The organism is Aquabacter sp. DMC10, from assembly GCF_056314145.1.
Genome location: NZ_JBQUYX010000002.1, coordinates 352,073 through 378,684 on the forward strand (window position 1 = coordinate 352,073; position 26,612 = coordinate 378,684).

The following is a 26,612-nucleotide window of genomic DNA, read 5'->3' on the forward strand; positions in this document are numbered from 1 at the left end:
ATGGACCCGGTTCAGATCCAGCGGACCGAAACGATCTCGAACGAGCGCGGCCCCTTGGGCGTGACCACCTCGACACTGGCGCCCTTGCTCTTGCCGATGAGGGCGCGCGCCACGGGCGAGGAAATGGAGATGCGGCCCGCCTTGGCATCGGCCTCGCTATCGCCGACGATCTGCCAGACCTTCTCCTCCTCGGTGTCTTCATCCACCAAGGTCACGGTGGCACCGAACTTCACGGTATCACCGGACAGCTTGCTGACGTCGATCACCTCGGCGCGTGAAAGCTTGTCTTCCAGGTCGGCGATGCGTCCCTCGTTCAGGGATTGCTGCTCTTTCGCCGCATGATATTCCGCGTTCTCGGACAGGTCGCCGTGCGCCCGCGCCTCGGAGATGGCGTTGATGATACGCGGACGCTCCACCTGCTGGCGATGCCGCAATTCGTTCTCCAGGGCGACGTAGCCGTGCCCCGTCATGGGAATCTTCTCCATGGGTCCTGCTCGAGACCTCCTCACACCGCCGCCCACGCGGGGCGGCGTTGAATGATGGCGGCGGGGCGCACAGCGCCCAGATCGCCGACCGCATTTCAAACGGAACAAAGCGGTCCCGCACCTCCCGCCAGATCCGCCACCTTTCGGCGGCAGGTGACGGGCGGCGCGACACCGCTCGATCGTCCCATGCTACCGGCCACGTTCTGCGGCCGCCCTGCGCCGACCTTGTGCCAAACGGACAGCGCCGTTCAGCATGTAGCCGGCAACCTTCATAAAGACATGACACCCGCGCGCATTTCGCCCGGGGGAGTCTCCACCCGAGCGAAACGAACGCCGGCCGGAAACGCATGTTCCCTTGGCCGCCCCCCGGGCGTCAACTCGCCCGGCTTACGCCCGGCGCCTGGCTGCCATCAAAATAGCTCTGCAAGGCGCGAACCTTCATGTCGCCGCCCACATAGGCCTTGATGCCCTGCGTAGCCGCGATGGCGCCTGACAGCGTGGTGTAATACGGCACTTTGTGCAAGAGGGCCGCGCGGCGGAGCGAACGGCTGTCGGACAGCGCCTGCGACCCCTCGGTGGTGTTGAACACCAGTTGCACATCACCATTCTTGATGGCGTCCACAATGTGCGGACGGCCTTCCAGCACCTTGTTGATCTTGCCCGCCTCGACCCCGTTCTCCGCCAGGAAGCGCTGGGTGCCGGAGGTGGCAATCACCTTGAAGCCGAGCTCGATCAGGAGCTTGACGGACGGCAGGATGCGCGCCTTGTCGCTCTCCTTGACGGAGACGAACACCGTTCCAGACTTCGGAACCTTGGTTCCCCCGCCCAGTTGGCTCTTGGCGAAGGCGACTCCATAATCGGTGTCGAGGCCCATCACCTCGCCGGTGGAGCGCATCTCCGGTCCGAGCACGGTGTCGACGCCCGGGAAGCGGGCGAAGGGGAAGACCGCCTCCTTCACCGCGATATGGCTGACACTGGCCCGCTCCAGGTTGAAGCCAGACAGGCGCTCGCCGGCCATGACACGGGCCGCGATCTTCGCGATCGGCGTGCCGATCACCTTGGCGACGAAGGGCACCGTACGCGAGGCGCGCGGATTGACTTCGAGCACGTAAATCTCGTCGTCCTTCAGCGCGTACTGCACGTTCATGAGGCCGACCACGCCGAGCGCCAGCGCCAGCGCGCGGGTTTCCTCGCCCAGGCGGTCGATGGTGTCGCGGGAGAGCGAGTGCGGGGGCAGCGAGCAGGCGCTGTCGCCCGAATGGATGCCCGCCTCCTCAATGTGCTCCATGATGCCGGCGATGAAGACGTCCTTGCCATCGCACAGGGCGTCCACATCCACTTCGATGGCGTCCGACAGATAGCGGTCGAAGAGGAGCGGGTTCTCACCCAGCACCGCGTCGATCTGGCCGGTCTTGTCGTTGGGGAACCGCGCACGGATCTCGTGCGGCACGAGGCCCGGCAAGGTGTCCATGAGATAGTCGCCGAGCTGGTGCTCCTCGCGCAGGATCTGCATGGCCCGGCCGCCCAGCACGTAGGACGGGCGCACCACCAGCGGGAAGCCGAGGGCGGCAGAGGCGTCGCGGGCCTGCTGCACCGAATAGGCGATACCGTTGGCCGGCTGGCGCAGCTTCAGCTCCTCCAGGAGCGTCTTGAAGCGGTCGCGGTCCTCGGCGAGGTCGATGGCGTCCGGCGAGGTGCCGAGAATCGGCACGTTTGCGGCCTCAAGGGCCCGCGCCAGCTTCAGCGGCGTCTGGCCGCCGAACTGCACGATCACGCCATGCAGCGTGCCGGCGGTGCGCTCGCGATCGATCAGCTCAAGGACGTCCTCGGCGGTCAGCGGCTCGAAATAGAGCCGGTCCGACGTGTCATAGTCGGTAGAGACCGTCTCCGGATTGCAATTGACCATGATGGCTTCATAGCCCGCATCCTTGAGGGCGAAGGCCGCATGGCAGCAGCAATAGTCGAACTCGATGCCCTGGCCGATCCGGTTCGGACCGCCGCCGAGAATCACGACCTTCTTGGCGCTGGATGGCTGGGACTCGTCCGCCAAGGCACCGCCGAAGGGCGCCTCATAGGTGGAATACATATAGGCGGTGGGCGAGGCGAACTCGGCCGCGCAGGTGTCGATGCGCTTATAGACCGGGCGCACGTTGAGCGCGTGGCGATGGGCGCGAACTTCCGCCTGGGTGAGGCCGGCCAGGGCGGCAAGCCGAGCATCCGAGAAACCCTGGCTCTTCAGGCCGCGCAGCAGACCGGCGGTCTTGGGCAGGCCGAACTTGCGCACCTTGTCCTCGGCATCGACGATGCCGCGGATCTGGGCCAGGAACCAGGGATCGATCTTGCAGGCCGCGTGGATCTGCTCGTCGCTCATGCCATGGCGCATGGCCTGCGCCACATAGAGCAGGCGGTCCGGCGTGGGGGTGCCCAGGGCGGCGCGGATGGCGTTCTTGTCGTCGCCGGCGCCCAGGCCGCCAATCTCGATCTCGTCGAGGCCGGTGAGCCCGGTCTCCAGCGAGCGCAGCGCCTTCTGGAGGCTTTCCTGGAAGGTCCGGCCGATGGCCATGGCCTCGCCCACGGACTTCATGGACGTGGTCAGGGTCGGCTCGGCGCCCGGGAACTTCTCGAAGGCAAAGCGCGGGATCTTGGTGACCACATAGTCGATGGTCGGCTCGAACGAGGCCGGGGTGGCGCCGCCGGTGATGTCGTTCTCGATCTCGTCCAGCGTGTAGCCGACCGCAAGGCGCGCGGCGACCTTGGCGATGGGGAAGCCGGTGGCCTTGGAGGCCAGCGCGGAAGAACGCGACACGCGCGGGTTCATCTCGATCACGATCATCCGACCGTCCTCGGGATTGATCGCGAACTGCACGTTGGAGCCGCCGGTCTCCACGCCGATCTCGCGCAGCACCGCAAGCGATGCGTCGCGCATGATCTGGTATTCCTTGTCGGTGAGCGTCAGCGCCGGCGCGACCGTGATCGAATCGCCGGTGTGGACGCCCATCGGATCGAGATTCTCGATGGAGCAGATGATGATGCAGTTGTCCGCCTTGTCGCGGACCACTTCCATCTCATACTCCTTCCAGCCGAGGACGCTTTCCTCGATCAGGACCTCATTGGTGGGGGAGGCATCGATGCCCCGCTCCACGATCTCGATGAACTCGGCCTTGTTGTAGGCAATGCCGCCTCCCGTGCCGCCCATGGTGAAGGACGGACGGATGATGGCCGGCAGGCCCACTTCGTCCAGCGCTTCCAGCGCCTGGGCGAGATTCTTGATCTGGCGGGACTTGGGCGTCAGGAGGCCGATCTTGGTCATGGCCTCGCGGAACAGCTCGCGATCCTCGGCCTTGTCGATGGCTTCCGCGGTGGCGCCGATCATCTCCACATCGAAGCGATCGAGCACGCCGTCCTTCTTGAGCGACAGGGCGCAATTCAGCGCCGTCTGGCCACCCATGGTGGGAAGCAGGGCAAACCCCTTGGAGCGGTCACCGCGCTCCTTCTCGATGATCTTGGCGACGATCTCGGAGGTAATGGGCTCAATATAGGTCGCATCCGCCATGTCCGGATCGGTCATGATGGTGGCCGGATTCGAGTTCACCAGGACCACCCGGTAACCCTCCTCCTTCAGCGCCTTGCACGCCTGGGTTCCGGAATAATCGAACTCACAGGCCTGCCCGATCACGATGGGGCCGGCGCCGATGATGAGGATGGTTTCGAGGTCAGTGCGTTTCGGCATGTCTCGCTGGCGCTCGACGGGCGCAAAAAAAGGGCCGCGGGTCACGCGCCCCTGTGGATTGATTTTCCGCCGTTCGACGGTAGAGGTGGCGTCGCAGCGTTGAATTCTCTTCGCCCGGCGCGCTATCTGGCTTCCTTAGACCATAATTCAACGCGACGGAAGACCATCGGTCCCGTTGTGCGGAGCCTCCGGCCTCATGTCCCTGTTGAAGCGCCTCCTTTTGGAGAATCGCCACCTCATCACCCAGTTCGCCATCTTCGTCGCCGTGGGCGCCACCGCCTTCGTGGCGCACTTCCTGGTGCTGGGCGGGCTGGTGGAATGGGAGATTCTCGGGCCCGTGGCCGCCTCCATGGTGGGATTCGTGGTGGGCACGCTGGTGACCTACACCCTGAACAGCACCTTCACCTTCCAGTCGAGCCGCTCCCATGCGGGCGCCCTGCCCCGCTATTTCGCGGTGGCCGGGGTCGCCTTCGTGCTGAACGGAGTGTTCATGGACCTGTTCACGCACCGGCTCGGCATCTTCTACCTGCTGGCCCAGGCGCTCACGAGCGGCCTGGTGCTGTGCTGGACCTTCTCCGGTTACCGCCTGTGGGCCTTCGCCGACAAGAGCGCGCGCGGCCCCGCCCGGTGAGACTCACGCCTTGCGTGTGGCGATGAAGGCCATGCGCTCCTGATTGTGCCCCACATTGGGCTTCACCCGCCGCGCGGCGAAACCCGCCTTGGCCAGGACATCGAGCATCTGCGGTTCGCTATATTGGGAAAGGCCGAGATCCGCCCGCAGCTTGCGATAGGGCGAGAAGACGGTGCGCACCAGCCCCAGCACGGCCGAACCGAGAAAGCCCTCCGCCGCCCCGAAGCGCAGCAGGGCCGCCGCGTCCCGCACGGCGCTGACATGGGGCGGGATGACATCGGCGATGAGCAGCGCTCCGTCCGCCGCCAACAGCCGCCGCCAGACGGCCATCAGCTCGTCACGCACCTGCGCGGAGAGATATTGCAGCAGGGAATTGGCGACGATGAGGTCGAAGCTGCCCTCCGGCAGGGCCGCCACTTCCTCGGGAGAGAGCACCTCGATGCGCGCATTGCCGGCAAAGCGCGCCTTCAGGCCCTGGCGGACGCCAGGGGCCGCATCGCTCAAGGTCAGGCTGCCGCAGGACGGGGCAAGGTCCGCCGCGCCAAGCGCTTCACCGCAGCCATAATCCAGGACGCGCGCCCGGGCGTGAGGCACGAAGCGGGCAATGTCGGCGGCGATGCGGGCGTAATGGACCTGCTTGTGCCGCTCGCTCGTATAAATGGCGTGGCTGCCGTCCCAGAATGAGATCCAGTCCATTGCGTTCCTCGTCCGGCCCCCGCGCGCGGTTCAGGCAAACAGTGATGCGATGGAATGGAATGGGCTGTCCAGAGCGCCGGGGGGCTTCCCCACCGGCGGCCTCCTCCCGCCCCACGCGCGTGGCCTGGCTCAAAAGCTGCCGACCATAAACGACGAAAGCCGAAAGGGGCGTGCCCTTCCGGCTCTCTCCATACCAATAGCACGCCACGCCTGGCGGCATGGGCTTCACCTCAGCGGGCGGCCGCGTAGGCGATGCCTTCCTTCACCTGGACTATGGCCTGATCCACAAGGCCGATGGCGGCATCGCGGTGCCCGCCCTTGTTGGGGATCGCCCGCTCAAGGCTGGCCCGGGCTCCGCGGAGCTGTTCGAGAGCGGCTTCCATGTCACCCTGATAGGCGACCGCCGTGGTGACGACCGCACCGCCGGTCAAGGCGACGCCCATGCCGAGGGCGAAGGCGACCACCGTCGCGCGAGAAAATACTTTGGCCATGGCTTCCCTCCAGTGAGGCCACGAACCCTAAGCCCAATTGTGGCAAACTTGCAGCGAAATTTGGACCTTACAGTAATTTAACACGCCACACTTCATATTTGCACTTGGTTCCGGCTCACCACAATTGAAATGATGGCTGCGACCGCGCGAGCGACGGAACGATAGACGTTGCAGGGAAAGCTTTCGGCGGCGGATTTTTAGCGACTGGCGACGGTACCCAAACGCCAACGGCAGGTACCACGCCGCCCCAAGCGCATCGTCACAGGTAAGCTCCCGGAGCGATTCCCCGGGTGCAGGAACGGACGGGTCACAGGCAAAAAAAGAGCCGGACAGAGGGGATCCCCATGCCGGCTCTCACTTGCAAGATGCTGCCCCCTCAGACCACCGACCTGGTGTCAGCGGGCGAAGGCAATGCCTTCCCGCACCTGGGCGATGGCCTGATCCACGAGGCCGATCGCGGCGTCACGATGGCCGCCCTTATCGGGGGTCGCACGCTCCAGATTGCCGCGCGCGCCACGGAGCTGCTCGAGAGCGGCTTCCATGTCAGGCTGGTTGGCGACCGCCGCCGTCACGGCAACGCCACCCGCAAGGGCGAGGCCCATGCCGACAGCAAACCCGAGAACCGCGCCACGAGAAAAACCCTTAGCCATGCTGTACCTCCAGTGAGGCCACACTTCACGCGCCCAATTGTGGCGGCTTTGCAGCGATTTTCCAACCTTACAGTAATTTAAGGCTCAGCCTTCACCACTTATAGTTGATCCAGAACTGCCCCACAGTGGGGTTGAGGGCACGGATGGCCGGGTCGGTGGATGCATAAACCCTCGGCCCCGACGCCTTGGCCTGAGCGGAATCGGAGGCGGTGGCGGAAATGGCGAACTGCACGCCCACGCGGCATGGCCCGGGAATGCTGGCCAAGCGTCCGCCCTGCCAGTCTGCCACGACGCCGCCATTGTCGCCGCCGAAGCCCACCAAGCGGAACGGACGCCCATTGGCCTTCTGAACGTCGGCAAGGGACGTCCCGATGGAGATGCCCGCCACGCTCCAGGCGGTCTCGTCCGTGAAGGCGACGCGCGTGGGAATGTTGTAGCCGATGGCGTCCGCCCAGGCGACGTCCACCCGCAGCTTGGGATCGTTGGCAAGCAGCACCGAGCCGGGGGCCATGCCGCCGCCGGGCTGCTGCACATCGGCGCGGCTGATGGACTGGGCCCCGAAGTCGGCGATCAGATTGACTTCGGTGGTGGTGGGCGCCCAAGGCCCCGAGCATTGGAAGACCCGAGGGCCGGCGGTGGGAGCGGGGACATTCACCACCGTCTCATAGGCGCCCCACGGGTCGGTTTCCACGACCGTGGCGGTGCCCCAGCTCGGACCCGGGGTGGATGTGCAACCCGCCAGAAGACCGGCCAGGCTCGCGGCCAAAGCCAGATGCCTCCCTGCCCCGCCAACCTGCCAAGCGTGAATGGACATGCCTTCTCTCCCTCCGGCTCCCCGTCAGTCTTAGCCGAACAGAGCAAGGCGGGCCAGACACTTGACCTCATGGACCGACGAAGTGCGGTTCAGATGCCGTCGAACCAGGCATCGATCTCCTCGGGCGCCATTCCCCCGAACCGGGCCAGCGGGCCAGAGAACGCCGCCCAGGCGGCGGCAACGGTGGGGGACACCGAGGTGAGGATGGGCAGATCCGCCAGGACAGCCGCATGGAAGGCGTCGGTCAGGCCGCGCCCCTCGGCCTCTTGCCGCCCGAACTTGCTGAGGACCACCAAGGCTCTCACCGCGCCCCCGTCAAGACGGGCGATGGACGCCTCCACGGCCGCGCAGGCGGCGGCCAGCCCCTCGGGATCGAGGCTGCATCCGGCGGCGCCTGGCCCGAGCTTCTGGTTGAGGGGGTATTGGGCATCACTCGCCAGATCCAGGAGATGCACATCCTCCGGGTCATTGGGGTTCGGCAAGGTCTCCACCGCCCCCAATACAAGAAGCCCACGGGCACGAAAGCGCTGCACCGCTTCGTCCAGGGCCCGGCGAACGCCCACGCGGTCGGCTCCCTGGAGGGCGAGAATGCGCGCTTGGCTCGTCATGGCCGGCCCCTCCGTCACCCCGCCGCCGAGGTCTTCCTGGCCACATCTATACCAGCGTTGGCTTGGCCTGACATCGGCGCAGAGGTGAGACATGGATGCAGGGGCAGCGGGAAACCCTCTGCCCCCCTATTGTCCCGCCTACGGCAGCGCCTCGGCTGTTGCCGGACCAGGGTTAGCCCCCGCCGCCGTGCCAGCCCTCTTGTCGGTCCATTCCGGCGGCAGGCCCACGGCACTGCTGAAAAGCCCACCCACACCCTGCTCGCGCCCGAATGCCTCACATGCCGCATATTTGGGAGCGCCCCCCGCCCAGGCCTGAACGCGCTCCGCGGAGGGAGGGCCCGAGATCTTTTGGAACGGGCTCTCGCCGGTGACCACCAGCTTGCTGAAATCATCTCCGAAGGTTGCGGCGAGGTCATAGGCGTCGCCCACCTGGGAGATGCGCGCCGCCCCGGACAGGGCATTGGCGCCCTGGCCCCACACCATCGCCGCCTCCTGTGTCCCGCGCGATGTCAGAGCCTCTGCCTCGATGGAGAGGCTGCCGAGGCCGATGGGCAGACGGGGCGTGGGAACAGGAACTCCGGGCAGCAGAATCGACTTCGCCACTGATGCCGCCTTGGTCGCAGCGACCGCATTGGGATCGGTGGCCGTCATGTTGGTGACCACAGCATGAACCGTGAGGTCCGCCGGTTCGGAGCCGGACACCACCTTCAGGCGCTCGCTGAGGCCGGCGCACAGAGAGCGATCCACCGCATTGGCCACCAGCTTGCGCTGTTCATCCGAAATGCCCTCCGGCTTCACCGTCGGCGCAAAAACCGTGGGCACCAGCCGGACGGTCTTGGCCGCGAGGACCCCCTCCTTGTCCACACGCAGCTTGGACTTGGCGAGGATGCCATCGGCCTGGGACAGGCCGGAATACGAAGAGAGGGTCCCGGCCTCGTCCAGCGGTGCCGTGGCACAACCGGCAACCAAAAGGGGGGCAATGGCGAAGCGCAAGGCTCCGCGAACCGTCAGGGGCGCCGGCATGCAACCGTCCTATGCATCATCATCAGCCAGAACGCGCGCAAGCCGACCCCAAGCGCGAGCAATGCCATAGGCCTTACGGATTGGGGCGGAAGTACGACCCGATCTCAAGCACCCGAGACGAGGAAAGATCGCGGTGAAATGCCCATCTCCCTCCGCCGGGGGCCATCGGGCGTTTTAATGCTGCCACCCCGCTCGGGACGCCAGACGAGGAAGGACCGGCCCAGCTTAAAGGCTGGCCTTCAGTTCTTTCGCCGCCCGCCCTTCCGGTACCCCTTCGTGCCGGGATCCGGCCGGGGGCCGGGCCGGAAGTCAGACGCCTTGAGCGGTTCCGCCCGATCCGTCCCCGGGCCCATGTCGTCCAGCGACGGCTTGGCGACACGGGAGGATGGCGCGGGGGCGTAAAGGGGCATCTCGCCCATTTCGCGCGGCCCTCCGGCCGGCGTATAGCGCGCCTGCCCCTCCTCCGCGCCGGACTTTGGCGCGCCGGACTTGCCGCGGCCCCTCCCCGCCGGCTTGCCGGCCGCCTTGGGTGGCTCGTTGGCGGCATTGCCGTACTTGCGCGCGCCGCGATAGCCGCCGGTGCGGTCGTCCACCGCCTCCTGCCGCGCCATGGGGTCGTCGGCCACTGCCAGCTCGGTGGCCTGGAGGCGCTTGATCTCGTCGCGCAGGCGCGCCGCCTGCTCGAAGTCGAGATCGGCCGCCGCTGCGCGCATGCGCTTTTCCAGGTCCGCCATCACCGCCTTGAGGTTATGGCCAAAGGCCGCCCCCTCCTCGGAGAAGCCCGCGTCCACCTGGACATGATCGCGCTCATAAACGGAATTGAGGATGTCGCCGATGGCCTTCTTCACGCTCTCGGGCGTGATGCCGTGTTCTTCGTTATAGGCCATCTGCTTTTCGCGGCGGCGTTGGGTCTCGGCCATGGCGCGCTGCATGGAGCCGGTCTCGTGGTCGGCATAGAGGATGACGCGCCCATCCACGTTTCGCGCCGCGCGGCCGATGGTCTGGATGAGGGAGGTTTCCGAGCGCAGGAAGCCTTCCTTGTCGGCGTCGAGGATCGCCACCAGCCCGCACTCGGGAATGTCGAGGCCCTCGCGCAGCAGGTTGATGCCGATGAGGACATCGAAGGCGCCCAGCCTGAGGTCGCGGATGATCTCGATGCGCTCGATGGTGTCAATGTCCGAATGCATGTAGCGCACGCGGATGCCGTTCTCGTGGAGATATTCGGTGAGGTCCTCGGCCATGCGCTTGGTGAGCACGGTGACGAGGGTGCGATAGCCCTTGGCGGCCACCGCGCGCACTTCGCCCAAGAGGTCGTCCACCTGGGTGCGGGCGGGGCGGATGTCCACGGGGGGATCGATGAGGCCGGTGGGGCGGATCACCTGCTCCACGAAGACGCCGCCGGTCTGGTCCATTTCCCAGCCCCCCGGCGTGGCCGAGACGTGGACCGTCTGGGGTCTCATGGCCTCCCATTCCTCGAACCGCAGCGGCCGGTTGTCCATGCAGGAGGGCAGGCGGAAGCCATATTCCGCCAGCGTCGCCTTGCGGCGAAAGTCGCCGCGATACATGGCGCCGATCTGCGGCACGGTCACATGGCTTTCGTCGATGAAGACGAGTGCATTGTCCGGCACATACTCGAACAAAGTGGGCGGCGGCTCGCCCGGCTTCCGGCCGGTGAGCCAGCGGGAATAATTCTCGATGCCGGCGCAGGCGCCGGTGGCTTCCATCATTTCCAGGTCATAACGGGTGCGCTGCTCCAGCCGCTGCGCCTCCAGCAGCCGCCCCATGCGATTGAGCTCGTCGAGCCGCATGCGCAGCTCGTTCTTGATGCCGGAAATGGCTTGGATCAGGGTCGGGCGCGGCGTCACATAGTGGGACGAGGCGTAGACCTTGATCGACTTCATGTCCCCGCTCTTGTGGCCAGTGAGCGGGTCGAACTCGGCAATGCTCTCCACCTCGTCGCCGAACAGTGAGACGCGCCACGCACGATCCTCATAGTGGGCGGGGAAGATCTCGATATTGTCGCCGCGCACCCGGAAGGTGCCGCGGGCGAAATCGGACTGGATGCGCTTGTATTGCAACGCCACCAGGTCCGCGATCAATTGGCGCTGGTCGATGCGCTCCCCCACCTCCAGCTTGAAGGTCATGGAGGAATAGGTTTCCACCGAGCCGATACCATAGATGCAGGACACCGAGGCGACGATGATGACATCGTCCCGCTCCAGCAAGGCGCGGGTCGCCGCATGGCGCATGCGGTCGATCTGCTCGTTGATGGAGGATTCCTTCTCGATATAAGTGTCCGTGCGGGGCACGTAAGCTTCCGGCTGGTAGTAATCGTAATAGGAAACGAAATACTCCACCGCATTGTCGGGAAAGAAACTCTTGAACTCGCCATAAAGCTGCGCCGCCAGCGTCTTGTTGGGCGCGAGCACAATGGCGGGGCGCTGCAAGGTCTCGATTACCTTGGCCATAGTGAAGGTCTTGCCCGAGCCGGTGACACCCAGCAGCACCTGGTCGCGATCCCCATTGCGAGCACCCTGCGAGAGTTCCGCAATGGCATGCGGCTGGTCGCCGGAGGGGGTGAAGTCCGACTTCATGACGAAGCGGACGCCGCCCTCGCTCTTTTCCGGGCGCGGAGGACGGTGGGGCACCCAGGTCTGGCCGTTTACCTCCGGCCGCCCCTTCTCGATGAGCTGGCTCAAGGCCGCGACGGTGGCTGACGCTCCCGCCGACTCGAAGTCGCCGGACAAATCCCCTGGGGCCAACCCCAGGGAGGCGGCAAGCGCAGGGTCGAGGGTCTGGGCGGGCGCTGGCTCGAAATGGCGTTGGGAACGCTCGCCGAGCTTGCCGGGACGGGATGCTTTGGCCATGGCGCCAATATGGGGGCGAAACGGGAACGAGGGAAGGGCCAGGGAAGGCATCGGCCTGGCAAAAAACGAAGAGGCCCTCCCAGGCCGGGCCGTCCCTTACGCCTGCTCCTTGGCGTCCATTTGGATTTCGGCTTCGTTGATTTCTCTGATCACAGTGTGGAGGAGGTCTTTCGTCTCATCCCAGTTTTGAAATCCACACGCGATCTTCGTGATGTCCACAAGGGACAGGACCACGCAGGAGAAGACGTAGACCATCATCTTCTCCGACGTGCTCGCGCCGGATACCGTGCCATCGAACCAGCGCAACTTCGTCTGTCCGGCCGTATAGGAGCGTTTTTTCTCGTCCTCATTCAAAAATTTTGCAGTCGCCGTATACAAATTCAAAAAGCCGAGCTTTCGCAATTCTTGGATCAAGGGCATGGGTATTTGGGTCGCGGAATTGATGGTCACGGTCTTCCAACCCGTGCCTGCCGCCTTGGCCGCTTTGCGCGCGACGTTATCGTTCACGATCATCGCGCAGACCATGTACAATTTGAACGCGTCCTTCAGATCCTTTGGCCGCGTCGGCACCCGGAAGGGAGCGGTAAGGTCATCCACGATCGCGCTTTTCAGGATCCGAACATAGGCCACCGAATTGGCTTTCACGGTGGACCATTTCATCTTTTCGTCGAAATGGACCTGATTGGCGCCCTTCTGAAGGTTCTTGAACGCAATTGCGTTGACGTTGCCTTCCTTCACCAAGGACTTGATCCTCGAGTCACCCGCTTTCTTCGGCGCCGCCGCTTCCTCGCCGGGCGGTCCTTTCTCCATCGGCTTGCCAGCTTCAAGATTCGCCTTGGCAAGGTTCTTGGAAAACCGCAGGGAGAAGTAGGCGACGATCAGCAATGCAACCACCCGCGTGTGATTGCTTTGATCGGAGACCGCTTCGCCAGGCTCCACCAGAAACTTGCTCCGGCCCGTCACAGAGCCGTCGATCTGGTGCATCACCTTGTTGTACTCGCCCAAGTCCCCATTGAATGACCGAACGATATCAACCTTCAGAACGTGTTCGAGCAATTTGCGCAGAGACTTCTGCACTTCGACCATCTTTTTACCGAAGGATTCGAGAGTCTCCGCATTCGTCTGCAATCGGGATTTCAGCTCTTCCACCTTATCGGAGAACCGGGTTTCATCGATGAACTTTCCGACCGATGACACACTGAGTTGATTGCGTGTTTGAGGATTGATGGTGTTATTGGGCGTAATGCTCCACATATTGTTGACGCTGGAACTGGTTTCAAAGACCGCCCCGTCGCTTTGGGCGGCAGACGCAATGGCCTCATTGGTCCAGCGCAGCTTGGTCCGAAGCAATACATACCAGGCCAGACCGAGCACCTGCGTCCGCGGCTGCGCAATCAGCACCTTGTTGGCCTTATCCTTGTCCGCGAACGCTTGTCTCCGCGCCGCGTCGATCGAAGGCGCGCCGGGCGCGCTCTTCATCATGTCTTTGGCCACATCCTTGGCAACGCCCTGCGAGACCTTGTCCTCCGCGCCCGAATTGCTGGGCTGTGCGTAGCCCATCTCGGCCTGCGGCAAGAAAACGTCATGAGCTTCGGTGTTCGAGTTGGCCGCATACACGACGGCGGAGGCCGCCCCCATCTGCACGGCGCCGGTCATGCCACCCATCACATACCCGGCCAGGAAGGGCCCGGCGACGGGCACCTCTGAGAGCCCGACCGCCAGCCCCATGTCCAGAAGATCCACCAACAAGGGCGCGTTGGCGGTATAGGCTGCGGTCAAAGAGGCTTTGATCTCGCCGTCAGCGCCGGACACCGCGCTCATGAAGACGTGAGTGTCAAACGCCGCGAGAACGCTGGCGGGCGCCACCTCCAGCGGGCTTTGCGATAAGGCCGTGGCCACATCCGTGAGCGCGTCCCTGAACGCATTTGCCTGCTGGCGCTCTTCAGGGTCCGAGGACTTCGCGTAGAGATCCGCCTGGTTCAGCAGTTCGACCGCGTGCCGCGCGACCTTGTCGGTGGCCACCTTGCAACTGATGGCGCCATAGGTGTCCCGCAACGCGGCGGCCGGCTTGGGCTGCACCGCCTGTCCGAAGAGTTTTTCCCTGGCGCCTTTGCGGAGGAGCTTGCCGATCAGCTTATTGACGCTCGCCATGACACCACCTCAAGGTCGCAAAGATCAGACATTTCCCAAGCGACGCTTTGAAAAACCAACATATGACGCTGGAGCCACATGGAATGCGCAGAGGTCGGGTCCGACGACGACATTGCAGGAGGAAATACTCCGCCACTTCCTGACATATACGGACACCGAAACCCGAAATGAGCGAATACACTTGGTTGGACCAACTATTGAAACCAGAACAAATGTTATTATTATACCGTATATAAGCCCTGCACCTTGACAGATGTGCGACACGGCCCTCCCCGGGTGAGGGAACACTGCGATAGGTTCAAAGTTTTTTCAGGCTTGGCGGTGACCCGCGCCTCTTCAGAGAAGAAACAGCGCCAGCGCCTGCAGGCGCGCGCGTTTTACCGGGCGCAACCTGGCAATGGAGGACCATCCATCGGCTGAGCTGCACCGTCCGCAGCCGCCATGCGGCTGCATTCGCGCCCCGCCTGGGTGCGGAGGCACCCTTGTCTCACTGAGAAGCGCGGCCCGTTCGCCCGGGCGAGGGCGTTTCTTTCGCCCCGGACACGGCAGGGTCAGCCTTCCCTGCCCCGCAGGCGGGCCACCACGCGGTCGCGCCCCATCAGTGGCAGCAGGGCCGCCAGTTGCGGGCCCTTCTTCTGACCGGTCAAAGCCAGGCGCACGGGCGCGAACAGGGCGTGTCCAGAGCGGCCGGAGGCGGCCTTCATCGCCGCAACCCATTCCCCATAGGTCGCGGCGGTCCAGGGCTCCAGCGGCAGCACATCGGCGGCCGAGGCCAGGAATGCCACGTCGTCCGGTTCGGCGGGCCAATGGGCGGGCGAGGATACCACGCGCCACCACGTCGCGGCCTCGGCCAGCCGGCTCACATTGCTCCGCACCGCCAGCCAGAAGGCCTCGCCGCCCCCGATGCCGTGATCCGCGAGTCGCTCGGCCACCGCCGCATAGGGCATCTGATGCAGGGTGCGCGCGGACAGGGCGGCCAGCTCGGCGGGATCAAAGCGCGCCGGTGCCCGCGAAATGTGCGCCAGGTCGATCTTGGCGGCGAGGGCATCGAGACTGTCCACCGGCATCACCGCGTCGGACGTGCCCACAAGGACCGCGATGGCCGCCACGGCCAGAGCCTCGAAGCCCTCCTCGCGCAGCGACTGGAGAGAGAGATGGCCAAGCCGCTTCGAGAGCCCCTCACCCGAGGGCAAGGTGAGGAGGTTGTGATGGGCAAAGCGCGGGGCCTGCCCGCCTAGCGCCTCGAACAACTGGATCTGCACACCCGTATTGGTGACGTGGTCCTCGCCCCGGACGATGTCGGTGACGCCGAACTCCAGGTCATCCACAACGGAGGTCAGCGTATAGAGGAAAGTCCCGTCGGCGCGCACCAGCACCGGGTCCGACAGGCTGGTCATGTCCACCTGCTGCGGCCCCCGCACTCCGTCGACCCAGGTGGCGGGCGTGGCATCGAGCTTGAAGCGCCAGTGGGGCGTGCGACCTTCCCCCTCAAGGCGTGCGCGATCCTCCTCCGTGAGCGCCAGCGCGGCCCGGTCATAGACCGGCGGCAGTCCGCGCGCGCGCAGAAGGCCGCGCTTGAGATTAAGCTCGTCTTCGCTCTCATAGGCCGGATAAAGCCGCCCCGCCGCCTTCAGGACCTCGGCGGCCACCTCATAGCGATCGAGCCGCGCCGACTGGTGCTCAACCTGATCCGGCACGATGCCGAACCAGTTCAAGTCGCGGGCGATGGCCTCGGCAAAAGCGGCCGTGGAGCGGGCGACGTCGGTGTCGTCATAGCGCAGGATGAACGTTCCGCCCGCGCGCCGCGCGAGCAGCGCGTTTAGAAGGGCGGTGCGCAGGTTGCCCACGTGAAGCAGGCCGGTGGGCGAGGGAGCGAAGCGCAGGACGAGCTTGGACATGGGTGACGGCATAAACCGCGGCGCAGCGGGAGGGAAGCCGCATTCGCCGTGCGCGGTCGGCTGCGACGCGCGCCACGGCAGGACTTGCTCCGATGTGGGCCCACGCTCTCCTGAAGAGATGAGCCGGCGCGCCCCTCACCGCACGCCGCCGGCCCGGAGGTCGGCGGCATAGGGTTCGGCGGACGTCACGGGGCGGGCCCGGAGGCCGCCCCGGCTACGGCCCGCCTATTGTGGCGCCGGGGCACCGCCCGGCTGCCCCTGCTGGGGCTGGCCGCCAGGGCCGGGGCGCTGGGGCTGCCCCCCCTGAGGACCAGGCCCGCCCGGAGGCCGCGCCTGCTGCGGCTGTCCCTGGGGTGAACGCTGGCCCGGCGGCTGGCCCTGCCAGCCGCCAGGAGGCCGCTGCGGCCGCGCCTGCTGGGGCGGTTGGCCGGGAGCGCCCGGTTGCCCGGGATGCTGTTGCCATCCGCCGGGCGGCGGGCGATGCGGTTGCCCCTGCTGAGGCGGCTGCCCCGGCTGACCCGGCATGGTGGCGGGGCCACCCGGTCGTCCGGGGCCACCGTGATAGCCAGGCGCACCGGGGTTACCTGGTCCCCCCGGGTTGCCGGGATAGCCGGGACCGCCCGGATTGCCGGGATAACCGGGATTGCCCGGCCGTCCGGGATAGACGGGCCCACCCGGCTTGCCAGGACCGCCGGCATTGGGCGGCGGCGGGTTGCCGGGATGCCCGGGCCACCCAGGACCGCCGGGATTGCCGGGCCAGCCGGGATTGCCGGGATGTCCCGGCCAGCCCGGTCCGCCGGGATGAGGATTCCCCGGATAGCCGGGATAGCCGGGCGGACGGCCGGGACCACCGGGCGGATAGGGGCGCGCACCGTTCCACCAGCCCGGCGGGCGAGGCCCAGGACCGGGAGGGGGCGGGCCCCAGCCGGGACGCGGGCGCGGGGTGTAATATTGCCAGCGGGGATACTGGTTCCACCACGGATAGCCCCGGTAGTAGGTGCCCCAGTAATTGCTGAAATTGAAGGTGACGATGGGCAGGCCGATCACCGGCGCATATTCGGGAACCAGGACCGTCTGGCCTTGATAGGAGAAGCCGAGATATTCCCCGAACACCCAGCCGCGATAGCGCCCATAGCCCACATCGCACCAGGATTGGTTGGACAGGCAGCCGAAGATCTCCACCGGCACGCCGCGCGGCAGCACGGTGACCTTCGGATAGACGGTATCGGGCCCGGCCCGCATGTTTACATTGCCCGTGGTGAAGCCGGGCGCCGCTTCCGCAGCGGACGCCAGCCCGGCCATGCCGAGCACAAGTCCCACCACCCACACCGACTTGGTCATTTCATCCTCGCCCTTCGGCTGTCCCCGCCGATCATCGAAATCCTTGAGTGTTTCCATGGCATTTGCAGCGCGTTGACGTGGCGGGATTACGTCAAGGTGTCGGTTTCATTATGTAAATGTGAAGGGAACCACAGCGCGCTTGTCCGGGTCTGTGCGAATCTCCCGGTCGAGCGGCGGAAAGGCCCGCAGTTCGCAGTCCGGGCGCGGGCAGATCCGACAGGACACCCCCAGGCGAGCCACCGGCGCCGCCTTCAGATCAAGCCCATCCGCATAAACCATGTCGTCCGCATACGACACCTCGCAGCCAAGGCCCAGGGCATAGATGCGGTGGGGGGCATCGTGGCGTGTCACCGGCGCGCTCACCGTCCGCGCAAGGCACAGATAGCGCACCCCATCGGGCATTTCCCCCAGCTGAACCAGGGTGCGGCCGGGACTCTCAAAGGCCTGATGGACATTCCAGACCGCACAGGCGCCGCCCAGCCGGGCGAACTGGAAGCGCGTCGCGCTGTGCCGCTTGGTGATGTTTCCGGCGCGATCCACCTTGGCGAAATAGAAGGGCACGCCTTTCAGCCCCGCCCGCTGGAGCGTGGAGAGGCGATGGCAGACCTGTTCCAGGCTCGCTCCCGTCTCATAGGCCAGCCGATCCAGATCATGCCGAAGCGTGCGGGCGAGGCGCAGGAAGCGGCCATACGGCAGCACCAGCGCGCCAGCGAAATAATTGTGCAGCGCCAGCCGGCAGATTTCACCGGCTGTGGAGCTTCGGAAGCCGCCATTGGCGACGAGGCCGTCCACCATGCCTTTATGCTCCAGGCGGGCGATGGTCGCGCCCAGCTGGAAGGCGGCGGCCGCCGGAGGCAGGAGCGGCGACAGGCGCAGGCGCCGGGCGCGCGGATCGAACAGGGACAAGGCCTCATCCCCGCCCAAACCGGCCCCGCCCAAAGGCAGCGGCTCCACCTCGACCCTCAGCCGCTCCCGCAGATAGGCGATCAGGGCCGCGCGGGGATCGGCGCCGGCAAGAATCCCCAACGTCTCGGCGCAGGCCTCCGCCGCCCGGTCGAGGGGGTCCACGTAATTGTCGATGTAGTGGAAATAGTCGCGCACCTCCTCATAGGGCACGAGCTTGGCGTCCGCGGTACCGAGGCCGGAGGTGAGCATGTCATCCAGCGAAGCCCGCCATTCTGCGGTGCGGCCCAAAGCCACATGCATGCGCAGGAAGGCGTGGGCAAACGCGGGGGAGAGATTGGTCACCGCCTTGAGGTCCTGGAGGCTCAGCTCCAGGTCGCGGAACAGGGGGTCCGCTGTGGCCTCGCGCAGGTCTGCCACCAGGCGGTCGAGATCCTCCGCGCCGAAAGAGGTGATGTCGACCCCGAAGGTGCGGCTGATGGCGATGAGAACCGAGGCGGTGAGCGGCCTCTGATTGCTCTCCATCTGGTTCACATAAGACGGTGACACGCCCAGCCGGTGCGCCAGCTCGCCCTGTTTCAGGCCGAGTTTTTCCCGCAGGCGCCGCAGGGCATGGCCGGCGAAAACCTTCTGCCGCATGGTTCGCTCCTCCCTGTCCGGCCGGCACAACCGATGCGGCTGCGCAAGTGGGAATTTTTTACAAGTTACATGTTTATATTTTTACATATTCAATTGTCACCTGGCATTTGCTAGCGCACGCCTCCAGTGCCGCTTTTCGTCCGCCAAAGCCCTAGCCGGGCCTTTTCCTCGGGCGTTCGGCACCGTTAGACTGATTTCACATTGGTGCAGCGCGGGACGCCCGGGGGACGGAATGAAAGAAATCCTGGAAGAGCTCGAGAACCGGCGCGGCGTTGCCCGCCTGGGTGGTGGCGAGAAGCGCATCGAGGCCCAGCATGCGCGCGGCAAGCTCACCGCCCGCGAGCGCATCGAGCTGCTCCTGGACCGGGGCTCCTTCGAGGAGTTCGACACCTTCGTGCAGCATCGCTGCATCGATTTTGGCATGGAGAAGCAGAAGATCCCGGGCGATGGCGTCGTCACCGGCTGGGGCACGGTCAATGGCCGCCAGGTCTTCGTCTTCGCCAAGGACTTCACGGTGTTCGGCGGCTCGCTCTCCGAAGAGCACGCCCGCAAGATCACCAAGATCCAGGACATGGCCCTGAAGACCCGCGCCCCCATCATCGGCCTGTTCGATGCCGGCGGCGCGCGCATCCAGGAGGGTGTCGCGGCGCTCGGCGGCTATGGCGAGGTGTTCAAGCGCAACGTCATCGCGTCAGGCGTCATCCCGCAGATCTCTCTCATCATGGGCCCGTGCGCCGGCGGCGACGTCTATTCGCCGGCCATGACCGACTTCATCTTCATGGTCCGCGACACGTCCTACATGTTCGTGACCGGCCCGGACGTGGTGAAGACGGTGACGAACGAGACCGTCACCTCGGAAGAGTTGGGCGGCGCCAAGGTGCACACCACCAAGTCCTCGGTGGCGGATGGCGCCTATGAGAACGACGTGGAGATGCTGCTGCAGACCCGTCGCCTCATCGACTTCCTGCCGCTCAACAACCAGGCCGGCGTGCCCGAATGGCCCTCCTTCGACGATCCCGCGAAGCTGGACGAGAGCCTGGATACGCTGATCCCGGACAATCCCAATAAGCCCTATGACATCAAGGAGCTGATCCTGAAGGTGGTCGACGAGGGCGACTTCTTCGAGATCCAGGCCGCCTTCGCCAAGAACATCGTCACGGGCTTTGGTCGCATCGAGGGGCGCACGGTGGGCTTCGTGGCCAACCAGCCCATGGTGCTCGCTGGCGTCCTCGACGCGGATGCGTCGAGAAAAGCCGCCCGCTTCGTGCGCTTCTGCGATGCCTTCGAGATCCCGATCGTCACCTTCGTGGACGTGCCTGGCTTCCTGCCCGGCACCGCGCAGGAATATGGCGGCCTCATCAAGCATGGCGCCAAGCTGCTGTTCGCCTATTCGCAGGCGACCGTCCCGCTGGTCACGGTCATCACCCGCAAGGCCTTCGGCGGCGCCTATGACGTGATGGCCTCCAAGCATGTGGGCGGCGACGTCAATTATGCCTGGCCCACCGCCCAGATCGCGGTGATGGGCGCCAAGGGCGCGGTAGAGATCATCTTCCGCGCCGACATGGGCGATCCCGACAAGATCGCTGCCCAGACCAAGAATTACGAACAGCGCTTCCTCTCGCCCTTCGTGGCGGCGGAGCGGGGCTATATCGACGAAGTCATCATGCCCCATTCCACCCGGCGCCGGCTCGCCCGCGCCCTCGCCATGCTGCGCTCCAAGAAGCAGGAGCTGCCGCAGAAGAAGCACGACAACCTCCCCCTGTAGTTGGGCGTCAAGCCCGGGCGTGTCCCGGGCATCCACGCGGCGCCGGACCGGCGACGCCTGGGGGTTGGCCGTGGATGGCCGGGACGAGCCCGGCCATGACGGTGGCAAAGGACAATGGGCGCCACGCGCCGAGGGGACGGACGAAGATGTTCTCGAAAATCCTGATCGCAAACCGGGGCGAGATCGCCTGCCGCGTCATCAAGACCGCGCGCAAGATGGGCATCAAGACGGTGGCCGTCTATTCGGACGCCGACAAGGACGCGCTCCATGTGGAGATGGCGGACGAGGCCGTGCATATCGGACCGCCGCAGGCCGCCCAGTCCTATCTCATCATCGACAAGATCATCGATGCCTGTAAGCAAACGGGCGCCGAGGCGGTGCATCCCGGCTACGGCTTCCTGTCCGAGCGCGCCGCCTTCCCCCGCGCGCTGGCGGAAGCGGGCATCGTCTTCATCGGCCCCAATCCCCATGCCATCGACGCCATGGGCGACAAGATCGAATCCAAGAAGGCGGCGGCGGCGGCCAAGGTGTCCACCGTTCCCGGCTATCTCGGCGTGATCGAGGATGGCGCCAAGGCAGCCGAGATCGCCGACGAGATCGGCTACCCCGTCATGATCAAGGCCTCCGCCGGCGGCGGCGGCAAGGGCATGCGCATCGCCTATTCCCGCGCCGAGGTGCAGGACGGCTTCGACCGTGCCAAGTCCGAGGCCAAGTCCTCCTTCGGCGATGACCGGGTGTTCGTCGAGAAATTCATCGTCGACCCCCGCCACATCGAGATCCAGGTGCTGGGCGACAAGCACGGCAACGTGGTCTATCTGGGCGAGCGCGAATGCTCCATCCAGCGCCGCAACCAGAAGGTGGTGGAAGAAGCCCCCTCCCCGCTGCTGGACGAAGAGACCCGCAAGAAGATGGGCGAGCAGGCCGTCGCCTTGGCCAAGGCCGTGGGATATGACAGCGCCGGCACCGTGGAGTTCGTGGCCGGCCAGGACAAGAGCTTCTACTTCCTGGAGATGAACACCCGCCTCCAGGTGGAGCACCCGGTCACCGAGCTCATCACCGGCATCGACCTCGTGGAGCAGATGATCCGCGTCGCCGCCGGCGAGCCGCTCACCTTCTCGCAAGCCGACGTGAAGCTGAACGGCTGGGCGGTGGAAAGCCGCGTCTATGCGGAAGACCCCTACCGCTCCTTCCTGCCCTCCACCGGGCGCCTGGTGCGCTACCGCCCGCCGGCGGAAGGCAAGACTGGCGACATCACCGTGCGCAACGACACGGGCGTCTATGAAGGCGGCGAGATTTCGCTCTTCTACGATCCCATGATCGCCAAGCTGGTGACGCACGCGCCCACCCGCGCCGAGGCCATCGAAGCCCAGGCGGACGCGCTCGACGCCTTCGCCATCGACGGCATCGGCCACAACATTCCCTTCCTCTCCGCGCTGATGGCCCATCCGCGCTGGAAGTCGGGCAAGCTCTCCACCGGCTTCATCGCCGAGGAATATCCCGAGGGCTTCCATGCCCGCGCGGCGGAAGGCGAGACGGCGCAGGTGATGGCGGCGGTCGCCGCCGTGATCGACCATGTGCAGAATGCCCGCAAGCGCCACATCTCCGGCCAGATGATGGGCAAGCCCGTCACCTTCGAGACCCGCCGCGTGGTGCGCCTCGATGGCGAGGGCGGCACGCAGCTCATTCCCTGCGAGATCGAGACCGAGGGCACGGGCTTCCTGGTCCATCTGAAGGACTGGCACAACGCCACCACGGCCACGCTGCACCTGTCCTCCGGCTGGAAGCCGGGCGAGGTGGTGTGGGCCGGCACCGTCGGCGACGACACGGTGGCCGTCCAGGTGCGCCCCATCCTCAATGGCGTCGCCCTCGCCCATAAGGGCGTGGCGGTGCAGGCGCGGGTCTATACGGAGCGGGAGGCGCAGCTTGCCGCCCTCATGCCGGAGAAGACCACGGCCGGCGGCGGCAAGGAATTGCTGTGCCCCATGCCGGGGCTGGTCGTCTCCATCGCCGTGCAGCCCGGCCAGGACGTGAAGGCCGGCGAGGCCCTCGCGGTGGTCGAGGCCATGAAGATGGAAAACGTGCTGCGCGCCGAGCGCGACGGCATCATCAAGGCCATCCACGCCAAGCCCGGCGACAGCCTGGCGGTGGACGCGGTGATCCTGGAATTCGCATGATGGCACGCGGGCCGGCAGATCAAGGCCCCGGTCGGCCCGCGTCCGATGAGCGTGGCCGCCATATCTGGCTGTCGCCCACCACTCGGCGCGTCGCCCCCGCTGCGCGCGCCGTCATGCCTGGGCTTGTCCCGGGCATCCACGCCTTTCCGCTCGCTTCAACGTGCGTCACCTGTTCCCGGCCCATCCCCGTGGATGGCCGGGACAAGCCCGGCCATGACGGTGCGTGGGTCGATGGATGGAGGCAGGGGGATGGAGACGAAGCCCTATGTCTACATCCTCGCGAACCGTTCGAATGTCACGCTCTACGTCGGCGTGACCTCCAATCTCGTGCGACGTGTCTGAGAACACCGAGAGGGGTTCGCGGACGGCGTCACCAAACGATACGGCGTGAAGATGCTCGTCTATTTCGAGCCGCACGACACCATCCGCTCCGCCCTGCAGCGCGAGCACAATATGAAGCACTGGCCGCGCGCCTGGAAAGTCCGGTTGATCCTCGCCGCCAATCCGCAGTGGCGCGATCTCTACACAGATGTGGTCTAACCTCGAGCCTGAAGCGCTGGGACACCCCCGGCCGCGATGACCTGAAGAAGGCGGCTTGAGCATGCGTCTCCTCTCACACCTCCTGAAACGCTTCGTCCGCAACGGGCAGCTCACCGTGGTGAATGCGGCGGGGCAGAGATTCGTGTTCGGGTCGGGTGAGAACGGGCCGCGCGTCACCGCGCGCCTCCATGACGAGAAGCTGGAGCGGGAGCTCTTCCTCAACCCGGAGCTGGCCTCCGCCGAGGCCTATATGGACGGGCGCCTAACGTTCGAGGACGGGGGCACCGTCTTCGACCTGCTCCTCCTGTTCTCGGTCAATCGCAGCGGGCTCGGCAGCCATCCGGTGCAGCAGGCGCTGCGCAAGGGCTGGCGGGCGCTGCGGCGCTTTCACCAGGCCAATCCGGTGGCCCGCGCCAAGACCAATGCGGCCAGTCATTACGATCACCCGGCCGAATTCTACCGGCTGTGGCTCGACGAGACCATGGCCTATAGCTGCGCCTATTTCGACGAGCCGGACCAGCCTCTGGCCGACGCCCAGCGCAACAAGTTCCGCCATGTGGCGGCCAAGCTTGGCCTCTCCCCCGGCATGCGGGTGGCGGAGATCGGCTCGGGCTGGGGCGGGCTGTCCATTTATCTGGCCAAGCAGTGCGGCGTGCATGTCACCGCCATCAATGTCTCGCCGGAGCAACTGGCCGAATCCCGGCGCCTTGCTGAAATCGCGGGCGTCGCCGGCCAGATCGACTTCCGCGAAGTGGATTATCGCGACCTCACCGGCACCTATGACCGGGTGGTCTCCATCGGCATGATGGAGCATGTGGGGGTCGCCCATTTCGACGCCTATTTCACCCGCATCCGCGAGCTTCTCGCCCCCGGCGGCTTCGCGCTGGTGCATGCCATCGGCCGCATGTCGCCGCCCGGCACCACCGCCCCCTTCATCCGCAAATACATCTTCCCCGGCGGCTATGTGCCGGCCTTGTCGGAAGTCTTCGCCTCCACCGAGCGCACCCATCTGTGGGTGGCGGACATGGAGGTGCTGCGGCTCCATTACTACTGGACCATTCGGGCGTGGCGCCGCAGATTCGAGGCGCGCCGGAGCGAAGTGGAGGGCATGATGGGCGCCCGCTTCACCCGCATGTGGGACTTCTACCTTTCCGCGGTGGAGCTGGGCTTCCTGCACGGCTCCAACATGGTGTTCCAGCTCCTGCTGAGCGAGCGGCGCGACGACGTGCCGGTGCGGCGGGACTTCATGTTCACGAACGAGCAGGCCCTGCTTGCGCGCGACAGCCTCAAGGACGAACCGGCATGACCGACCTGCCCTTCCTCACGACGCTCAAGCCCGTGACCCGCGAGGACTGGCTGAAGCTCGTCGATGGCGTGCTGAAGGGCGCGCCCTATGACAAGAAGCTGGTGTCGCGCACCTATGACGGGCTGGTGCTGGATCCCCTGCCGCCCCGCAAGGCGGACGCCGCTCCGGTGTTCGGGCGGACGCCCGGGGCGCCCTGGACCATCAGCGCGCGGGTGGACCAGGCCGACCCGGTCGCCGCCAATACACAGGCGCTCGATGACCTCACTGGCGGCGCCTCCGGGCTGACGCTGGTCTTCGCCTCCTCGCCCCACGCCCACGGCTTCGGCCTGCCGGACGGCGAGGTGCTGACCCGCGTGCTGGATTCCGTGATGCTCGACCTGATCGAGACGCGGGTGGAGAGCGGCCGCTTCCAGGGCCGCGAGGATGCGCTGGCGGTGGCCAAGCTCGTGGAGGATCTCGGCCAGAGCCCGGCAAGCCTTGCCATCTCCTTCGGCCTCGATCCCCTCGCCGACATGGCGGCGGCAGGCTCCGCGCCCATGCCGTGGGCGAACCTCTCCCATCGCTTCGCCGAGACCTTCCAGATCCTGTCGGGGCGCGGCTTCACCTCGCCCATCGCGCGGGCGGACGGCGCCGTCCATCACGCGGCCGGCGCCTCCGATGCGCAGGAACTGGCGGCGGTCATCGCCACCGGCGTTGCCTATCTCAAGGCGCTGGAGGCGGCGGGGGTGGACCTTGCCACCGCAGCGGCCGGCATCGAGCTGGCGCTGACCGCCGACGTGAACCAGTTCGCCACCATCGCCAAGTTCCGCGCCGTGCGCCTGCTCTGGGGCGCGGTGCTGCGGGAGGCAGGCATCGCGGCGGGGCCCGCCAAGGTGCATGCCACCACCGCCTGGCGCTCGCTCACCCGGCGCGACCCTTATGTGAACCTGCTGCGCACCACCATCGCGGCGTTTGCGGCCGGCGTTGGCGGGGCGGACAGCATCACCGTCCTGCCCTTCACCCAGGCGCTGGGCCTGCCCGATCCGTTCGCGCGCCGGCTCGCCCGCAACACGCAATTGGTGCTGCTGGAAGAATCCAACCTGCACAAGGTCAGCGATCCCGGCGCCGGCTCCGGCGCGGTGGAAACGCAGACGGACGGGCTCGCAGCCGCCGCCTGGGACATTTTCCGCGCCATCGAGCGCAAAGGCGGCATGGCCGAGGCCCTCACGCTGGGCTGGTGGCAAGGCGAGGTGGCGGCGGTCGCCGCCAAGCGCGCCAAGGATGTGGCGAGCCGCAAGGAGCCGGTGACCGGCACCTCGGAATATCCCATCCTCATCCAGGCCGTGCCCGAGGTGCTGGAGGCCGCCCCCCTGGTGGTGGCGCCGACATCCGACGCCGCGCTCGTGCCCCATCGCCTCGCCGAGCCGTTCGAGCTTCTGCGCGACGCGGCCGAGGCGGCCGGCAGCCCCAAGGTGTTCCTGGCGACGCTTGGCCCCATCGCGGCCTTCACGGCGCGGGCCACCTACGCCAAGAACTTCTTTGAGGCCGGCGGCCTGCCCGCCGCCGTGCCGGACGGCTATGGGGATCTCGCCGCACTGGTGGCGGCCTTCACGGCCTCGGGCGCCAAGCTCGCCTGCCTGGCCTCGTCCGACGAACTCTATGCCTCGGATGCGGCCACCGCTGCCGCCGCGCTGAAGGCCGCTGGCGCCACCGTGTGGCTGGCAGGCCGGCCGGGCGATCTGGAAGGGCCGCTGAAGGCGGCGGGCGTCGAGGGCTTCATCTTCGCCGGCGGCGACGTGCTGGAGACGCTCACCCGCGCCCACACGGCGATCGGGATCTGAGGGTTAGGAGCCAGCGCCTTTCCCCCTCCCCGGCCTTCCCCCGCAAACGGGAGAGGGAGCCGGGTCCGCCAGAGGGAAAA

At 66.2% G+C, this 26,612-nt stretch carries 18 protein-coding genes and 1 pseudogene; 6 read left to right on the top strand and 13 right to left on the bottom strand.

The window, feature by feature from the left end; all coding sequences use genetic code 11:
• Positions 1 to 11 precede the first annotated feature (11 nt).
• Entirely contained in the window at positions 12 to 485 is a 474-nt protein-coding gene (greA, locus tag ACT54L_RS06420) for a transcription elongation factor GreA (protein WP_476084715.1), read from the bottom strand.
• Between the two features lie 373 nt (positions 486 to 858).
• A complete protein-coding gene (gene carB / locus ACT54L_RS06425; RefSeq protein WP_476084716.1) occupies positions 859 to 4,215 on the bottom strand; it encodes a carbamoyl-phosphate synthase large subunit in 3,357 nt (1,118 codons plus the stop codon).
• A 196-nt stretch (positions 4,216 to 4,411) separates the two neighbouring features.
• On the opposite strand from carB, the gene ACT54L_RS06430 reads away from it, so the two are divergent.
• The gene (locus ACT54L_RS06430; protein ID WP_476084717.1) at positions 4,412 to 4,846 is read left to right on the top strand and encodes a GtrA family protein; all 435 of its coding nucleotides are present in this window, start codon (positions 4,412 to 4,414) and stop codon (positions 4,844 to 4,846) included.
• A gap of 3 nt (positions 4,847 to 4,849) precedes the next feature.
• Here the strand turns inward: ACT54L_RS06430 and ACT54L_RS06435 are convergent, their stop codons facing one another.
• The 11 genes from ACT54L_RS06435 to ACT54L_RS06485 all read right to left on the bottom strand — a co-directional run bounded on the left by ACT54L_RS06435 (position 4,850) and on the right by ACT54L_RS06485 (position 18,927).
• Entirely contained in the window at positions 4,850 to 5,542 is a 693-nt protein-coding gene (locus ACT54L_RS06435; protein WP_476084718.1) for a class I SAM-dependent methyltransferase, read from the bottom strand.
• Positions 5,543 to 5,772: 230 nt separating this feature from the next.
• On the bottom strand, positions 5,773 to 6,033 hold the full coding sequence (locus ACT54L_RS06440) for a hypothetical protein (protein ID WP_476084719.1): 261 nt from the start codon (positions 6,031 to 6,033) through the stop codon (positions 5,773 to 5,775).
• A 395-nt stretch (positions 6,034 to 6,428) separates the two neighbouring features.
• The gene (locus ACT54L_RS06445) at positions 6,429 to 6,683 is read right to left on the bottom strand and encodes a hypothetical protein (protein ID WP_476084720.1); all 255 of its coding nucleotides are present in this window, start codon (positions 6,681 to 6,683) and stop codon (positions 6,429 to 6,431) included.
• Positions 6,684 to 6,774: 91 nt separating this feature from the next.
• Positions 6,775 to 7,497: a hypothetical protein gene (locus ACT54L_RS06450; protein ID WP_476084721.1), complete on the bottom strand. Its 723-nt coding sequence runs from the start codon at positions 7,495 to 7,497 to the stop codon at positions 6,775 to 6,777.
• Positions 7,498 to 7,586: 89 nt separating this feature from the next.
• The gene (locus ACT54L_RS06455) at positions 7,587 to 8,105 is read right to left on the bottom strand and encodes a DUF2478 domain-containing protein (protein WP_476084722.1); all 519 of its coding nucleotides are present in this window, start codon (positions 8,103 to 8,105) and stop codon (positions 7,587 to 7,589) included.
• A gap of 138 nt (positions 8,106 to 8,243) precedes the next feature.
• The gene (locus ACT54L_RS06460) at positions 8,244 to 9,128 is read right to left on the bottom strand and encodes a DUF3313 domain-containing protein (RefSeq protein WP_476084723.1); all 885 of its coding nucleotides are present in this window, start codon (positions 9,126 to 9,128) and stop codon (positions 8,244 to 8,246) included.
• A gap of 239 nt (positions 9,129 to 9,367) precedes the next feature.
• Positions 9,368 to 11,995: an excinuclease ABC subunit UvrB gene (gene uvrB / locus ACT54L_RS06465; RefSeq protein ID WP_476084724.1), complete on the bottom strand. Its 2,628-nt coding sequence runs from the start codon at positions 11,993 to 11,995 to the stop codon at positions 9,368 to 9,370.
• 96 nt (positions 11,996 to 12,091) lie between these two features.
• Positions 12,092 to 14,146: a hypothetical protein gene (locus ACT54L_RS06470; protein ID WP_476084725.1), complete on the bottom strand. Its 2,055-nt coding sequence runs from the start codon at positions 14,144 to 14,146 to the stop codon at positions 12,092 to 12,094.
• Positions 14,147 to 14,697: 551 nt separating this feature from the next.
• Positions 14,698 to 16,044, bottom strand: a complete 1,347-nt coding sequence (locus ACT54L_RS06475; protein WP_476084726.1) for a glutamate--tRNA ligase — start codon at positions 16,042 to 16,044, stop codon at positions 14,698 to 14,700.
• Between the two features lie 225 nt (positions 16,045 to 16,269).
• On the bottom strand, positions 16,270 to 17,442 hold the full coding sequence (locus ACT54L_RS06480) for an SH3 domain-containing protein (protein WP_476084727.1): 1,173 nt from the start codon (positions 17,440 to 17,442) through the stop codon (positions 16,270 to 16,272).
• A gap of 51 nt (positions 17,443 to 17,493) precedes the next feature.
• Positions 17,494 to 18,927, bottom strand: a complete 1,434-nt coding sequence (locus tag ACT54L_RS06485) for a helix-turn-helix domain-containing protein (RefSeq protein WP_476084728.1) — start codon at positions 18,925 to 18,927, stop codon at positions 17,494 to 17,496.
• Between the two features lie 232 nt (positions 18,928 to 19,159).
• Here ACT54L_RS06485 and ACT54L_RS06490 point away from each other — a divergent pair, with 232 nt between their 5' ends.
• The 5 genes and pseudogenes from ACT54L_RS06490 (at position 19,160) to ACT54L_RS06510 (ending at position 26,532) form a co-directional block, all read left to right on the top strand.
• Positions 19,160 to 20,692: an acyl-CoA carboxylase subunit beta gene (locus ACT54L_RS06490; RefSeq protein WP_476084729.1), complete on the top strand. Its 1,533-nt coding sequence runs from the start codon at positions 19,160 to 19,162 to the stop codon at positions 20,690 to 20,692.
• Between the two features lie 146 nt (positions 20,693 to 20,838).
• The gene (locus tag ACT54L_RS06495) at positions 20,839 to 22,866 is read left to right on the top strand and encodes an acetyl-CoA carboxylase biotin carboxylase subunit (RefSeq protein ID WP_476084730.1); all 2,028 of its coding nucleotides are present in this window, start codon (positions 20,839 to 20,841) and stop codon (positions 22,864 to 22,866) included.
• A gap of 249 nt (positions 22,867 to 23,115) precedes the next feature.
• Positions 23,116 to 23,406: pseudogene (locus tag ACT54L_RS06500) on the top strand (GIY-YIG nuclease family protein).
• 61 nt (positions 23,407 to 23,467) lie between these two features.
• Positions 23,468 to 24,712 (top strand): class I SAM-dependent methyltransferase, encoded by a 1,245-nt coding sequence (locus ACT54L_RS06505; RefSeq protein ID WP_476085172.1) that lies wholly within the window; start codon positions 23,468 to 23,470, stop codon positions 24,710 to 24,712.
• Positions 24,709 to 26,532 (top strand): methylmalonyl-CoA mutase family protein, encoded by a 1,824-nt coding sequence (locus tag ACT54L_RS06510; RefSeq protein ID WP_476084731.1) that lies wholly within the window; start codon positions 24,709 to 24,711, stop codon positions 26,530 to 26,532. The genes ACT54L_RS06505 and ACT54L_RS06510 overlap by 4 nt, the downstream gene beginning before the upstream one ends.
• The last annotated feature ends 80 nt before the right edge of the window (positions 26,533 to 26,612 follow it).